The organism is Arthrobacter sp. 135MFCol5.1 (genome assembly GCF_000374865.1).
GTDB lineage: Bacteria > Actinomycetota > Actinomycetes > Actinomycetales > Micrococcaceae > Arthrobacter.
In genome coordinates this window covers 58,196-72,949 of record NZ_KB895459.1, presented here as the reverse complement: position 1 = coordinate 72,949, position 14,754 = coordinate 58,196, and the positions used below count along the sequence as shown (strand labels likewise).

General features: G+C 56.3%; 12 protein-coding genes. 2 read left to right on the top strand and 10 right to left on the bottom strand.

The features are described from left to right. Positions 1 to 24: 24 nt before the first annotated feature. Together C563_RS0113135 and C563_RS0113130 are read right to left on the bottom strand one after the other, a co-directional pair. Entirely contained in the window at positions 25 to 1,380 is a 1,356-nt protein-coding gene (locus C563_RS0113135; RefSeq protein WP_018762524.1) for a flavin monoamine oxidase family protein, read from the bottom strand. Continuing rightward, complete coding sequence (locus tag C563_RS0113130; RefSeq protein ID WP_026264784.1) at positions 1,377 to 2,852, bottom strand: APC family permease; 1,476 nt, start codon at positions 2,850 to 2,852, stop codon at positions 1,377 to 1,379. The genes C563_RS0113135 and C563_RS0113130 overlap by 4 nt, the downstream gene beginning before the upstream one ends. A gap of 143 nt (positions 2,853 to 2,995) precedes the next feature. On the opposite strand from C563_RS0113130, the gene C563_RS21285 reads away from it, so the two are divergent. Further along, entirely contained in the window at positions 2,996 to 3,490 is a 495-nt protein-coding gene (locus C563_RS21285; RefSeq protein ID WP_018762522.1) for an Lrp/AsnC family transcriptional regulator, read from the top strand. 208 nt (positions 3,491 to 3,698) lie between these two features. Here C563_RS21285 and C563_RS0113120 read toward each other — a convergent pair whose 3' ends face one another. From C563_RS0113120 to C563_RS21270, 5 genes are all read right to left on the bottom strand, one after another. Continuing rightward, positions 3,699 to 4,907, bottom strand: coding sequence for a saccharopine dehydrogenase family protein (locus tag C563_RS0113120; RefSeq protein ID WP_018762521.1), 1,209 nt, complete (start codon positions 4,905 to 4,907; stop codon positions 3,699 to 3,701). A 65-nt stretch (positions 4,908 to 4,972) separates the two neighbouring features. Next, on the bottom strand, positions 4,973 to 5,740 hold the full coding sequence (locus C563_RS21280; RefSeq protein WP_043424146.1) for an amino acid ABC transporter ATP-binding protein: 768 nt from the start codon (positions 5,738 to 5,740) through the stop codon (positions 4,973 to 4,975). Further along, positions 5,737 to 6,729 carry an amino acid ABC transporter permease gene (locus tag C563_RS21275; RefSeq protein ID WP_155845172.1) on the bottom strand — a complete coding sequence of 331 codons (993 nt, stop codon included), beginning with the start codon at positions 6,727 to 6,729 and terminating at the stop codon, positions 5,737 to 5,739. The genes C563_RS21280 and C563_RS21275 overlap by 4 nt, the downstream gene beginning before the upstream one ends. A 41-nt stretch (positions 6,730 to 6,770) precedes the next feature. Further along, complete coding sequence (locus C563_RS0113100; protein ID WP_018762517.1) at positions 6,771 to 7,643, bottom strand: ABC transporter substrate-binding protein; 873 nt, start codon at positions 7,641 to 7,643, stop codon at positions 6,771 to 6,773. 672 nt (positions 7,644 to 8,315) lie between these two features. Continuing rightward, on the bottom strand, positions 8,316 to 9,209 hold the full coding sequence (locus C563_RS21270) for a helix-turn-helix transcriptional regulator (RefSeq protein WP_196803347.1): 894 nt from the start codon (positions 9,207 to 9,209) through the stop codon (positions 8,316 to 8,318). Between the two features lie 145 nt (positions 9,210 to 9,354). Between C563_RS21270 and C563_RS0113090 the strand changes: the two genes are divergently transcribed. Continuing rightward, positions 9,355 to 10,116, top strand: a complete 762-nt coding sequence (locus C563_RS0113090; RefSeq protein WP_018762515.1) for an SDR family oxidoreductase — start codon at positions 9,355 to 9,357, stop codon at positions 10,114 to 10,116. 341 nt (positions 10,117 to 10,457) lie between these two features. Here C563_RS0113090 and C563_RS22440 read toward each other — a convergent pair whose 3' ends face one another. The 3 genes from C563_RS22440 to C563_RS21260 form a co-directional block, all read right to left on the bottom strand. After that, positions 10,458 to 10,682: a hypothetical protein gene (locus tag C563_RS22440; RefSeq protein WP_155845171.1), complete on the bottom strand. Its 225-nt coding sequence runs from the start codon at positions 10,680 to 10,682 to the stop codon at positions 10,458 to 10,460. Positions 10,683 to 11,430: 748 nt separating this feature from the next. Continuing rightward, positions 11,431 to 12,213 carry an SGNH/GDSL hydrolase family protein gene (locus C563_RS21265; RefSeq protein ID WP_051083515.1) on the bottom strand — a complete coding sequence of 261 codons (783 nt, stop codon included), beginning with the start codon at positions 12,211 to 12,213 and terminating at the stop codon, positions 11,431 to 11,433. Between the two features lie 39 nt (positions 12,214 to 12,252). Next, positions 12,253 to 14,751: a glycoside hydrolase family 2 TIM barrel-domain containing protein gene (locus C563_RS21260; protein WP_081624165.1), complete on the bottom strand. Its 2,499-nt coding sequence runs from the start codon at positions 14,749 to 14,751 to the stop codon at positions 12,253 to 12,255. Positions 14,752 to 14,754 lie beyond the last annotated feature (3 nt).

Genomic DNA, 14,754 nt, shown 5'->3' with positions numbered 1-14,754 from the left:
ACAATCCCGGCAGAGCTTCACAAGCTAACTGGCAAACAACACGCCAACGTCTTTTGCGGCTTGCTGGCCAGCCCGCACAGCACCTTCCATGTACCCCGACCACTGCAGGGACGCTTCAGTACCTGCAAATATGATCCGCCCAGAACGCTCCCTCAAGGCAGACCCAGAGGTGCTAAGTACACCTGGGGGCATGTAACTGACGGGCCCGCCTTGTGCCCATGCGTCGTCGGTCCACACGGTGTCATGGTAGTAGATCGGTGTTAGTGCCTGGTTCCCGAGGGCGCCGGCCAGAAAGTCTAGGACAACTTTCTTGCTCTCCGGAGGCTCGAAGGCGGCTAGACGGTCCTGGTCCCCGGCCCCTACGAACAAGATAAGACTGCCTTCCGCTTCTCCGCGCCGGGTCCCGGGAAAGACTGCCGCTCCCAGCGTATCGGCATCCGTTATACAACCAGAAAGACCTGAACGCTCCCAGAATGGGCTGTCGTACCTAACGATAATTTTCGAATACCGCCCCATTGCTGTCCGCATGGCAAGTTGGCGGCGCTCCCGAGATAGAGGGGGCTCGAATTGGATTCGATGCGAGGCTGAGGGCGGCACCGCGACTACAACTGCTCGTGCTCGGAGGGCTCGACCATCTGCCGCTGAAATTACGACATGCTCGGGATGATTTTCGACCCGCGCCGCTGCCCACTCAAGGAGAACGTCGCCCTTGAGGTCGTAAGCCATACGCTCGGTCAGTTGGCCGGCACCACCGATCCACCAATCACTTTGCGCCCCGCCCCGGTTGGCCAGGAGAGGCTTCATACCCTCGCACTCCACAACGTAATAGGCCCAGTACAGCATCGAAACTTCGGTTGGTTCGGCCCCCAGGACAGCACGAACGTGTTGCGCGTGCAACGAGCGCGCCGTTGGATCTGCGATGTTGTTCTGAAACCACTGCATCGCAGTAATGCGATCGAGTTCGGCAGCCAATGGCGATTCCCATGGGGCAACGAATCCGACAGCTTTACTCAATTCGTCAATGGCATCGGTAGCCACTTGGTAAGCCTTGGCAAATGGAAGGTGCTGAATTTCGCCTGCCGGGGCGATGTACGTGCAACCACCGGCGATAAAGAGGTCGTCGCCGTGAGGCTCGGATGGGGTTGTCTGCAGGCCGAGCTCTAGGCCGAGGGTACGGGAATGGGTATGAGTATCGCCGATATACATGCCCCCAAAGTCGATCGGTCCGCCAGGAGCATCACGTTTAGTCCATGTACGGCCTCCTACTCTGTCGGCGGCCTCAACGACACAAACGGTTTTACCTTCCGCTTCAAGCGATCGGGCTGTCGTCATCCCTGAGATTCCAGCGCCGATGACAACGACGTCGTACTGCAAATTCACTTTTGCTCCTGAGAACTGAGGGGGGTCATAAGAAGGGCTGCATAAGCGCTTGGCCGTCGCACACGATAAACAACCGCAATAACGACTCCGGCAACGAAGGTTGCCAGCATAATGAGCTCGAGGATGGTGGCCGCAAGGGTCGAGACGACCAACTGCTCATAGTTAGAGACGATGATCACAAGCATGGCGCCCAAGCCAAGGACGGCTCCAGCCGGAGCAACAAGAGTGCGCCATGCACTCAACGGCTGCGGGAACCGACGGAAAAATACGAGAACTGCAACAGAGGTCAACGTCATGAGCGCTACAATTCCGAGGGTTGCCGCTCCGGATAGCCACGTGTAGATCTGCAGAATTGGATCGAGCCCAGTCAGCAGACCTACGATTACGAACACGGCAGAGGCCACTGAGAAGATCAGTGAGGAGTAAGACGGTGCCCTGTGGCGTGGGTGCACGGCTGCTAACCGTCGTGGTAAAAGTCCAGCCTGGCCCAAGGTGAGGGCGTACCGGTTCACGATGTTATGGAAGGCCAAGACTGCAGCGATAAAGCTGGTGACCATTAGCACCGAAATGACGTCACTGAGAATCGGCGCCACAAAGCGAGAGGCAAGATTCGGTACCATTCCAGTTGGATCGTCGACGGCTGCGGAAACCGCGGTGTTCGCGCCTTGACCAACAACCACCATCCACGCAGAGAATGCGTAAAAGAACCCGATGCCAAGGACGGCAATATACGTTGCGCGCGGAATTGTCCGGTCCGGATCGCGTGCTTCGTTGCGGAATACCGCCGTCGCTTCAAACCCTATGAACCCGAGAAACGCGAACATCAGCCCGAGACCGACCGATCCACCACCGATGTCAGCGACGTTCAGCGGAGAGAGGCTCAGGCCGGCGCTGCCGCCCTGAAGCAGGATTCCCATATCGAAAATCACAACCGCGGCTACCTCTGCTCCGAGGAGAGCAGTGAGGACCTTGGCGCTGAGGTCAATGTCGCGGTATCCCAAGATTCCTACCAAGGCAACGATAATCAAAGCCCAGGCCCACCACGGCATGGGCGAGAAACCCAAGTATCTGGTGAGCGTGTCAGCTACGAGCCCACCCACATAGAAAAATCCGCTAACGAGTAGGAGGGCATACGTAACGAGGGAAAGTATGGCAGCACCGGACCCTACGGTCCGGCCGAGGCCGGTCTGAATATACGTGTAGAAGGCGCCGGCGTTCGGTACATATCGACTCATTGCGGTGAATCCGACCGAGAAGACAAGCAGGACTGCGGCAGACAGGAGATAAAAGACTGGTGCAGACGTCGTTCCGCTAGTCGCCAGAACGATGGGAACGAGGCCGCCGACAACTGCAAGGGGGGCGGCGGCTGCCAACACCATAAACACGATAGAGGGAACGCCTAGACTCCTGCCCAGGAGGGCCGCCGCTGTTGTGTGCGTGTCGGTCGTGGCAGGCGATTTGTGAGGAGACACGGTAAATCCTTTCTGTGTGACGTGAACCACTAAGCTCCATATTGAAGAATTTTTGTTTCAGTATCATTTCGACTGAAGATTCTTTATATTTTTGCTAGGAAGGTGTAATATCTTCATAGCAAGAGTGGAAAGAGGACCCCATTGTGAATGATGCTCAGTTCGACGAAGTCGACGAGAAGATGCTGTGGGAGCTGTCCAGGGATGCTCGTATATCCAACTCAGCACTGGCAGATCGTGTAGGCGTGTCACAGGCAACTGTTCACAATCGGCTGCGCCGACTTCGGGACCTTGGTGTGTGGCAGTCCAATCATGCAGAAATTGATCCGTCCAAGCTGGGATTTCACGTGCAGGCGCTGGTTTCGGTTCGGCTTAAGCCCTCGTCGAGAGCTCGCCTCCACGAATACATGGAGCGCACCGCGGCGTTCGCCAATACGGTTTCCGTTTATGCCCTTGGGGGTCAAACCGATTGCTTAGTGCACATGTACTGCGTGTCAACGAACCAACTTCGCGACCTGGTGACCAATCAATTCAATCTTGATCCCGACGTGGCCTACGCCGACACTCAGATTGTCTACGAGTTTCGTCGAGGCGCGCAGCATATGCAGAATCTACAGGGCTGGGACGACCTCCGCCCCTGACAGGCAGTGGCGGGACTCGGGCGGTGCATACACCCTTCCCTAGGGTCCCCTGCGCGCTATCTGGACGCATAACGGCAGAAGGCATATGGAGTAGCAGGTCTAGCTGCTGAGTTCGGCCCGATAGCCCTGGTGACCGCGCCGGCGCAGCGACTGAGCGGACGCGGTCACCAGAGGTTCTATTTCCTTCGACTAATAATTCGTGGCACCTCTAAGCGCGGCCGTGCTCCAGTGAAACGGGCTCTGCATAAAATTCAGGAGCATCGGACGTGGAGTATGTCCCCAATTCAATGCCAGCGTCCTTGAGTGCTGGAATCATAACCTCGGGATCAAGAACTTCGGCCGAGTGCATTCCAGGCTTTTGTACGGCGCCCGTGGCAAGGAGTAGCGCTACAGCCGCGGCAACCCCGTGGGTGGTCAGCCAGCGTTCCTTCGTCACATACTGCAGAACACGCTGTACTCGGTCGCCACCGGATCGGCCCGCGACTGCTACGCGAACGCCGTCGACGGGTCCGTATCGGTCCTCGGCTTCAACCACCTTGGCCCACGCGGGGCTGGCTTTGAACACCTCAGAACCCAGGAAATCACCGATCACCCTGTCCGCCCTTAGGATGCGCCCATCGGACTCGAACTCAGATGAACTTCCCAAGTTTGCGTTGCCAAGGGATACCAGCAAATCCAAAAACGACGGAGCGGTGTAGCAAGCACGAATTGCAGCCCGCTGGATATCCGGGAAATACCTCTTGGCTGTGAGAGGTTCCGGATGCGAGCAGACACCGGCCTTGAGCCGTGGAAATCCGGGCCAGTCGATTTCAACGAGTTGGCTTCCGCCGGGCACCAGTGCGGCTTTGCCATCTTCGATAACCGACACTTCAGGGCCAAACATCTGTACCCGGTGGGTCATCAGGTGCGGTGCCACCGAAAGCGTGGGGTTGACCAAATAGCTCCAGTGCATCTCCTCAACCTCGTCAAGATCATCGGCCAGGATCCGGCCGATGATGTTTGTAAGGCCAGGTGTAAATCCCGCGCCGAAAATAGCGGTAACGCCAGCCGCGCGGGCCGCCTCGTCAAGGGCGAGGTAGTCAGGGACGACCTCACCGTCATCCAGAATGTCCACATAGTTCACACCCGCTTCAATCGCTGCGGCAGCCGAGCTGACCCCAAAGCTCCGGAACGGGCCCGCACAGTTAAGGACAACCGTTGGATCGTGCCGCTTGATCAACTCCAGCACTCCTGCACGGTCACGGATGTCCGTCGTGTCGGTCTGAACGTTGTCTCCCAAACACGATGCAGTCTGCTCAATTGCTTCAACGTTGCGATCAACAAGAATGAGATGTGACACCTCCGGGCAGCCGGCAAGAATCCGAGCCGCGCTGCTCCCTTGGTAGCCCCCACCGCCAAGAATTAGAACACTAGTCATTTGGTTCCTTTCGGATTAGTCTTGAAGATTTCGAAAAAATTTCATCCTGGCTAACATAGAAAATGTCAGCCAATGTGCGCCAGGAAGGATCTAGTCCGCTCTTCCTTTGGCGCGGAAAGAATCTCTGCCGGTGGCCCCTGCTCGATAACCTTCCCTTCATCCATAAATACAATTCGATCCGCCACATCCCGGGCAAATTTTATTTCATGCGTTACAACAATCATTGTCATTCCCGAATCTGCCAATTCACGCATGACCGAAAGGACCTCCGCTACGAGTTCTGTATCCAGAGCGGATGTCGGTTCGTCGAAAAGCATCAGCATTGGATCAAGTGCAAGGGCCCTTGCAATTGCAACCCTCTGCTGTTGTCCGCCGGAGAGTTGGGCCGGATAGAAATCCACTCTTCCTGCCAGACCAACCCGATCCAGAAGTTCGCGTGCCCGATCTTCTGCAGCTTTCTGTTTCACTTTCCGCACAATGAGCGGTCCCAGACAAACATTTTCAAGAACGGTCAGATGCGGAAAAAGGTTAAAGCGTTGAAAAACCATTCCGACCCTCGATCGTTGCCGTGCAACATCTTTTCGCGAACGTTCATGCAGTCTCATCCCTTCGCGTCGATATCCAACAAACTGCCCATCAACTTCAAGGAGGCCGGAGTCGAACGTCTCAAGATGATTGATGCAGCGAAGCAGCGTGCTTTTGCCAGAACCGGAAGGTCCAAGAATGCACACAACCTCCCCGCGCCGTACCTCCAAGCTGATATCGTTAAGTACTTGCAGCGGCCCATAGGATTTGCGCAACCCTGCGATTGTTACCAGTGCATCAGAATTCATAGGGCCTTCTCCTGAAAGCGGATGGAAGCGCGGTGCTTCAAAAAGGTGAGAGCCTGCCCAAGCCATCCTGAAGAATGTTGGTTATAACCCTTTCCCAGCCGACGTTCCAGCAGGAACTGCAGCAAGCTAAATATGGTTGTGCAAATGATGTACCAGAGACTCGCAACTACTAGGAGTTCCAAAATTCGGTAGTTGGAAGCGGATATAGTTTGGGAGGCGCCCAACAGTTCGGTCATTCCTACAACCGAAGCGAGTGATGTCGTTTTGAACATCGAGATGAACTCGTTTCCCACGGGAGGGACAATGAGCCTCCACGCTTGGGGCATCACCACCCGCCTGAAAGTCTGCCAAGCTGACATCCCTATGGCATGGGCAGCCTCTGTCTGTCCCCTGTCAACACCCATCAAACCACCGCGGACTATCTCAGCAACGTACGCGGCCTCGGCAAGTCCGAGTCCGAGTACGGCTGCCACAAAGGGAGTCATTACCTCATTGGTGTCCCAGGAGAATAACGCCGGCTCAGTGCCGGGGATGCCGATACTGATACGATCGAAGACAAGCGCCAAGTTGAACCATATGATCATTTGCACCAGCACTGGAACGCTTCTCATTATCCAAACGTAAATTGACGCCATCACCTTACTCACCGGATTCTTGCTCAACCGCATGACCGCTAAGATAATCCCCAACATGATGGCAAGTGCCATAAGGAGCACCGTTAGCATCAATGTATTGCCCAACCCAAGGATTATTCGACGGTCGAACACATACTGTCCAATAATCCCGTAGTCAATGTTTGGGTTTCCAATTAGGGCCTGCACTAACAGGAAACTGAGCCAAAGCAGTGCAAAAGCTACAACCCATCTCCCCAATTTTAAGCGTTTGACCACCTCAAGTTCCGATGGATTACCAAGAAATGGCATTATTTCAGAATTAGTGGCTTTGAACGCGGCTTCGTCCAGCGGAATATTTTTGGAATTACTTGTCATTGCCGACCGATCTATCGCAGCTCATGAATGTCCTCCTTGAACTATTCGCCGTTAAGCGTTATTTTCGGAAGTAGCCAGTCTGCGGGTATGCCCCACTTTGCAAATATCTCCGCAAGCTTGCCTGAATTCCGGAGCTCCTCCAGCGCCCGCGACACTTTCTTAGCCAATTCATCGTTGTTTTTTCCTACGCCAATAGCTGCCGTGAATGGTGGATCATCCGTTAGCGTATTCATCTTGAGATCAGGATTTTGCTTTGTGATAAAGCCGACGAGGCCGCCTTCGTCGATACGGGCCTGTGCTTGGCCACTCTTGACGGCCAACACTGCGCTGTCTTGGGAGAGCTGGAGGATGTCAAGGGGGGGTTGGCCGTCCGCTGCGCACGCAGCCTTCTGCTTTTCCAGCGTGGAGACGTAAACAGACGCCTGCAGAACGGCAACGGACTTGCCGCAAAGATCCTTCAGTCTTGAAGAGCCATCGTTGGCTTTTACAAGCAGGGCAGTATGTGCCTGGAAATAGTCAACCAGGTTCATCGCCGAGCGTCGCTCAGGGCTATCCGCCCAGCCACCAACCATAGTTACGTCGACGCGACTTGCCGATAGCGCGGGAATGAGGGAATTGAATCCAATCTTGCTGAATTCGACACGCATGTTCAGCTGTTCTCCAAGTGCTCGGGCTATATCTATCTCACTGCCGCTGTAGCTGCCGTTGTCCTCGAACTCATAGGGGGCAAATGACGGATCGATTCCAATGCGAAGCACCGCACTGGGCTGGGCAGTGGTCCCCGTGGACACTTTCCCCGCATCAGCCGGGTTGGCTCCACATGCACCCAGCATGGGGAGCAGTACGATCGTGGCCAGGGTTGCAAGGCGCATTCGCAAGGGCGCCGGATTTTTTTTCGCAGTGATTATTGACATCAGTACTCCTGAAAGGGGATTGGGTTGGGTGACCGGCCGTTGATGGTGCCGGCGCTCTCTCCCTGCCCGCGGATTGAAATGGGCGTGCAGGAACCACGCCCTGTAGGGTGCTTCGTGGTTGTTGAGAAAAGAAGGCGGCCCGGATGTGTCCGAAGATGTCGCCAGGGGCTAGCCTGGGGGCGCGTATGCGTTGGCAAATGCCGCGCTGGAAGGTTTCGCCTAGTTAAGTAAGCCTGAACACCTTGGGATAGTCAGGCTGGGTCCGCTGCCAGATCCTGTCGTTTCGTGCTCCAGCACTACACACCTGGATCACGAGGAACGCTTAGTTCCTGGTGCGGCAGAAAATCAGACAAATTGAACCGGCAGCTGTAGCTGAGCGGCACGTTGACTTCCACGGCAGCACTGGAATGACGCTGGCCTTGGCGGGGCCCGGCACTTTCGTCTTCATTGCTTCTCCAGCGGCTTAGGAAACGAGCGTACGTTCACTCTGGCAGCAAGTGTTACTTATGTCTCAGTCGATGTCAATAGTTTTCGGCGCTGTCCGTGCCTCCACACATGCAGCGCGCCATGCGCCAGGCCCGGAGCGGTAGGTTATTGATCAGCTGAGTGCTGGCGAGTATGGCTTCGAGGTCCTAGCGGCATTACCACAAAATTTGGGGGAAATGACCACGGTTAACCGGTACCTTTGCTCCATGAACCTTGGTGCACTCTTGTTTCCAACCCAGGGACCACACCATCCGCGTCGTCTGGATGCAACAAACTGTCGAGCGTAGACATGTTGTCGACAGCCTTGGAACTTTTGCTTGCTGTGTACACGAGCAATGACGCATCCGGCGCGTCGGGCAGCGGAAAACTTTCGTATGCAAGTTCAAGTAGCCCCACGAGTTCATGGCGGATCATCTTGGAGCCATGCGTGCAGGCCGACACACGGTATTGTCCCCACATTCGAGAAAAATCGCGACTCTCCTCAATGAGAAATCGTACAAGGTTGGCAAGTTTCTCGTCCCTCGGTCGACGACCCTTCAGGCTTCGTAGGTGAGCAACGCACTGTAATGCAACGGCACTCCAGTCAGGAAAGAAAGTTCTGGATGTCTCATCCAGAAAAATGAATTTCGGGACACTCCAGCCATTCAGATCCCGGCCATCTAACCCAAAAACGGCCCTGTACAAACGGTTCCACGCCAGAACCTCCATGTGGGGACCGGTGATTGCTGCAGGCGTCTGCATCAAAGAATCCAGCAAAAGCTGCAGCTCAGGCCGAATCGTCTCGGGCATCCGGGAAGTGGTCACATCGTTCGGGCGGGCCACTGCTAGTAGGTAAGCATGCTCATTCTCATCAAGCCCAAACACCTGAGAGAGGGAATTGAGAACCGTGTCCGAGACGCTTGAGGCGCGCCCTTGCTCCAGACGCGCATAGTAATCCACGCTTACCCCAACCAGCTGGGCCACTTCCTCCCGGCGTAATCCCGCTACGCGACGTGATCGCCAGTAGGCCGGAATATTCATTTGCTCGGGCCGGAGAGCCGCCCTACGGCCACGCAAAAATAGACCTAGTTCACTGCTCACAGAGTCGATGCTACTGCCCTGGGTGCGACGAAGGGTGGACCTGCCAGACCTAGGATCACTGCTTACTGGTTAGACCTCCGGAGGCCAGCGAGGCTGGTGTTGTTTCGACGAGCACTCAACACAACGAATTCGGAGTAAGTAGCCTATGTTTTACCAGGACCTTAAGGGACGCACCGCGGTGGTCACCGGCGCTGCGAGCGGAATTGGCGCTGCGACCGCAAGACTTTTGGCTGCCAACGGAGCGCGCGTGGCTCTCCTTGCGCGGAGGAAGGACCATGTGGAAACCATCATGCGCAAGATAGTGGCGGAAGGTGGAACGGCTATCGCAATTCCTACAGATGTGACGCAGCCCGCTGAGATAGCAGCAGCCGCCGAACAAATTCATAACACCTACGGCGTAGTTGACCTCGTCGTGAACAACGCCGGCGTGATGCTGGTCAACCCCTTTGACCGTGGCCGCTCGGATGAATGGCAGCGGATGATCGACACGAATTTTGTGGGCGTCCTCAATGTTACCCAAGCTTTTACGGAAGATCTGCTGACAGGGGCTTCTGCCGGCAAGGTTGCTGATCTGGTAAACATATCGTCGCTGGCGGCGCACACGCCGTTCCCGAACTACGCCGTTTACGGAGCCACGAAAGCTGCTGTTACTGCCCTTTCCCACTCTCTGCGGACGGAACTCGGTCCTTGGGACGTTCGGGTAACCAACATTGAGCCCGGGGCGACAGACACGGAGCTGCCTACACATATCAGCAGCGAGGAAATGCGGGGACAGGTTGATGGCATGCTAGCAACGCTAGGTTCACTGGCGCCAGCGGAGATAGCTGATTTGATTGGCTATGTCACCAGTCGACCGCGACACATAAATCTGCGGCAGGTGGTTGTCTCGCCAACACGCCAGGCTTAGTAGCGGCGCCGTGTGGGAAGCTCAAATTCGAGGACGAACTCCCGTCCAGGTTGTGGCCGACCTTCGTCCTTCGATTGTTTGATTGGTCCTCTGGCAACGCATGGCAGCGCCACATGTGTCTGATGTCGCGCATGGACGGTAGTTCTGTGGCAAGGCCGTGGTCGAGTGGTTGCAGACTAGTGCATATTTCACCCTGCGCCACAACCGCCTGGGGGTACTCGTTTACTCGGAGGAGGCCGGTGGTTTTGGACTATCAGTGGAGGTGCGCCTCTTAGTGCTGGTACTAATCGCCTTGCAGGTTCCTCCAAGCCTGCCAGGTTGAGGGCGGCAGGCTCTTTCCTCTACCCTATGACCCACACGGCAAACCCGGCACCGTTGAGGTGCAGTGCGTCTTCCGTATATTCGTCGCGCAGTTCAAGGTTGTCATTTGCAAGTGCCGGCCATAGATCAACGAAGCCTGCGTTCTCCTGTTTAGTGAGGTGCGGCGAGCCGGCTAGGTGTTCAGGTGGTTTTTCGTTATCAGTCCGTCCATTCATAAAGTCTTTGCTCGCCGATTTCGAGAACATTGATATGAATCATCCGCGCGTTTCCGACGATTGGGCATATTAGCGAAGACTAGTAACCCAAATGACGCATCATTAGTTCGGTCGCCGCCCGCATACCTTCTCGGTTTGGGTGGAAGGAGACTCCATCTCCCAATTTGGGCCGGAACCCGTCGACCGACGGGTTCCGGCCCAAGGGCATAATCCTCGCTTAATCTTGATAGCTGTACTAATCCGACTCCCGCGCGATCGGCGGCTTTTTGAACATTTAGGTTACTGTTTCACCGGCCATCCGAAGTGCAAAGATGGTTTCATCGTCGAATGGCGTAGAGTGTCCCGATCTTGTTTGACGACCAGTGATCGTGAAGTAGTCGACGAAAACAATGCGCTCGTGGGGCGCGCCTTTGAATCTCGGCTGAGAACCCTACAAGTCCAGCTGTGGCTCGGTGGATGAGCGTGTCTGGTTTTGGGCTAACGGAGCTATTTTCATCCGGGACAGCAACGGCTGCCTCGGCAACCAGCCATAAAGGCGGCTTTGTACATTAACGCGGAGTATCCCACATCCTTGCCGCCGGCCGTTACCGCGTCATCAGGTCCGTCGGCCAGGCCGGGGACAGCGCCGATGCCGGGATCATCCTGCAGCATTTCCAGATAGCCCAGCATGGAGGTCAATGGACCGAGTTGGATTTGATGCGAAGCTGAGGGCGGTACCGCGACGATAACTGCTCGTGCTCAAAGGGCAGCTCGAGTCGGTGAAGCCAGCTGATCCGGCTTAGAGAAGTCCTAGATGATCCTCGATTAGCCTTGCCGCGGCCTGCATTCCTTCTCGGTTGGGGTGGAAGGAAATCCCGTTTCCGGGTTTGGGGCGGAAGCCGTTGACCCAGGGTTCCGAAGATCCAAGAGCATGGTCCTCACTGAACTGTGAGAGTTTCACTAGCTCGGATCCGGAGCGATCTGCAGCGTTTTGGAACATTTGTGCAACCTGCTCGCCAATTCTGCCCAGCATGGAGATGGCTTCACTATCAAAGGGTGTTGAGGGGCCGGGTGTTGTTTCATGACCGATTATCGTGAAGTAGTCCACGAAGACGACGCGGGCCATGGGGGCCCGGCGATGAATTTCCTCCGCAACTCTCACAAGTCCCGCCGTAGCACGGTCAATCAGCATCTCCGGCTTCGGGCTTGTCTGCGGGGACCATAACCGGGAAATGACGGGCTGCTTCGACAGCCAGCCCGTCAGGGTGGCTGCGTACATTGAACCGATGTATCCGACATCGTTACCGCCTGCTGTTACCGTGACAAGGTCGCTGTCGTGAGGTAGGCCCCTGATCTGGGGTTGGAGTTTCGCGAGGCCGACCCGCTGCGAACGGGTAAGAATTGTGTCCGTGGTTGCTCCCGATACAGATAGGTCTGTCAGCCGGCAACCTAGCTTCTCAGCGAGAAGGTGCGGGTAATTAAGAGTTGACCGCCGAGCCAACCGGTCCTCTATAGGCAGAATGCCAGGACCAGCGGCAAAGGAACTTCCCAAAGAAGTCAGGTGCGTGATTCCGGATTTCATGACGTCGGAAGCCTCTGTGGGACTGTTCAATGTCTCTCCTCAAGGCAAGTATCGCGCTTGCAGCATGCGACCGAGCCTCGGTGCGGGTTTGCGGGGAGTAGGGGTGGTCGTGATCTTGATGGTTGTTTGTGCCATGCCTTCGGCGTTAACCGTGAGAGTGATCCCTCCGGGACGTGTTGTGGTACGGATAACCGCTTGGGCTCGTCCCTGGTAGGTGCTGTGTATCGGAGAGCTAAGCTCTTCCGGGGTCGCAGGGTTGGCGCTCCCGAAGCCCAGTAGCGTTCCTTCGCCTTCTACGCTGACTGTCACTGGCCTGTCAGCGAGGGGTTTGAGCACGCCATTGTTGTCTGTGAGCTCGACGTTGACATAGACCAGGTCCGCGCCGTCTGCTTTCGCCTCGTCAGTTTCAGCGGTAGCTCGCAGGAGTGTTTCGGGGCCGGCGGAAGCTAGGGTGTCCGAGCCGACAATGTTGCCGGACTTGTCGTATGCGGTTGCAGTGAGTTTACCCGGCGTATACGGCATTGAGAATGTGCAGCGAAATTGGTCTTTGGCTTTGATTTTTCGGGTGGCGATGAGCTTATCGTTCAGGTGCAGGTCGACCCGGTGCGCGTCAGCATATACGTCCACTTCGGCTTTGACTCCTTCGTATCCGCTCCAGCTCCAGCTGCGTACAGCGTCGGTCGGCCGCCAGTTGTTCTTGGTGCGTTTCTGGCCGGCATGGTTTAGGGGGTGCACGGCCAGCGACGGGCCCTTACTTAGGCCCCACACGATCTCGTTGTAGTACGACCATGGTTGCCGATAACCGGTGATATCGATGATTGGTGCCCCTGCCAGGAGTGCGGGGTAGGGCTGGAACAGTTTGCGGGGACTGTCGTACTGCTGAGTGGCGATGCCCGCTTCCCCTACGTAGTCCCAAGCAGTCCACACGAATTCGCCGATGACGTTGGGCATAGCGTTGATCAGACTCCATAGGGTGGCGGTTGTGCTGGGGGTCGTTTCCGTGCCGACGATGACGCGGTTCGGATATCGCTTGGTGTCCCTGACCCATCGGTCATGACCGTAGTTGTAACCCGCGACATCGAGGGCGAATTGCGCGTCCCGCGTCCTGCTCTCGGCTTGTGGGAGCCTGAGCAGAAGGGGGGTGAGTTTCTCGAAGGCGCCCATCAGGAAGTTGAGCGTCGCAATCGTCTTTTCGGGATCGTCTGCCTTCTCTTTAGTCTCGACCGTTTGAGACTCCACTTTGGTGTCTTCCTTGGGGGCAATGAAGCTCAGGAAGACATTCACTCCATTGGTGGTCAAGCGGCCGGGGTCCGTTGCGCGGGCGTGAGCGGCCATGTCGTAGCCGAGCGCCTTGCCTTGGTCAGTGGAAATCTCTCCAATTTCGTTGCCGATCGAGTACATGATTACTGAGGGATGGTTGTAATCCTTGGCGATCAGCGCGTCGAGGTCACGCTGCCACCACTCGAGGAAATGCCGCGAGAAGCCATCGCGTGACTTCGGCCTCCACCATTCATCGCCGAGTTCATCCATAACGAGCATCCCGAGTTTGTCGCATGCTCGAAGCGTCGCCCGTGAGACGGCGTTGTGGGCGCTTCGAATCGCGTTGTAGCCTGCATCGCGGAGGATGCGGATCCGACGTTCTTCGGCAGCCTCCAATGTGTGTGCGCCAATGATTCCGTTGTCGTGGTGGATGCAGCCCCCACGCAGTTTGATTGTGGCGCCATTGATCTGCAGGCCTTGGTGGGCGTCGACCGTGATAAGCCGGATCCCAAATGTATCCTCAGCTGTGTCGAGGCCGCTGTTACTGGCGAGCTCTGCGAGGACCTTGTACAGGTGAGGATGCTCCGGCGACCAAAGGTGTGCGCCGTCGAGAACAAATTCGAGATCATGGACGGCGCTTGTTCCTGGTTGGGTCACGACCTCTTGGGATGTTGCAGAAAACTCGTCGCGGTCAGGCCCCCTGAGCGTGAGCGTCAACTTGGACCTTTGCGCCTTGATGTCCTCGTTGGTGATAGTCGCACGCGCATGGATGGTGGCTTTTGTGCCCTCGAGGCCAACTGTCCTCAGCTGTACCCCGCTCGAATCGATGTGCAACCGGGGACCAACAAGAAGGTTTACCGGGCGATAGATTCCACTTCCTGAGTACCACCGCGAGTTGGGACCGGAGGGGTTGTTGGCGACTACCTCGAGGAGGTTCTCTTCGCCATACTTCAGTTGGTCATCAAGTATTACCTGAAACTCCGCGTAGCCCGATGGTCGACCTCCGATGAGTACGCCGTTGAGGTAAACCTCCGAGCGCATGTAGACACCTTCAAACTCAATGACAACGTGTTGCCTCCGCCACGCCTGAGGAGCGGTAAAGGTCTTGCTGTACCTGTAAACGCCCCCCGGATAAAAGCCTGTGTGGTAGCCGTTCGCGGTCGCCGGATCGCGTTTTTCGTAGAGCATTGCATCGTGCGGGAGTGTTACTGCCGTGGACTCCGTCGAGCCAGCAATGCCGGAGACCAGCCAGTCAGTATTGAACGATGTGCGTTTCATAAT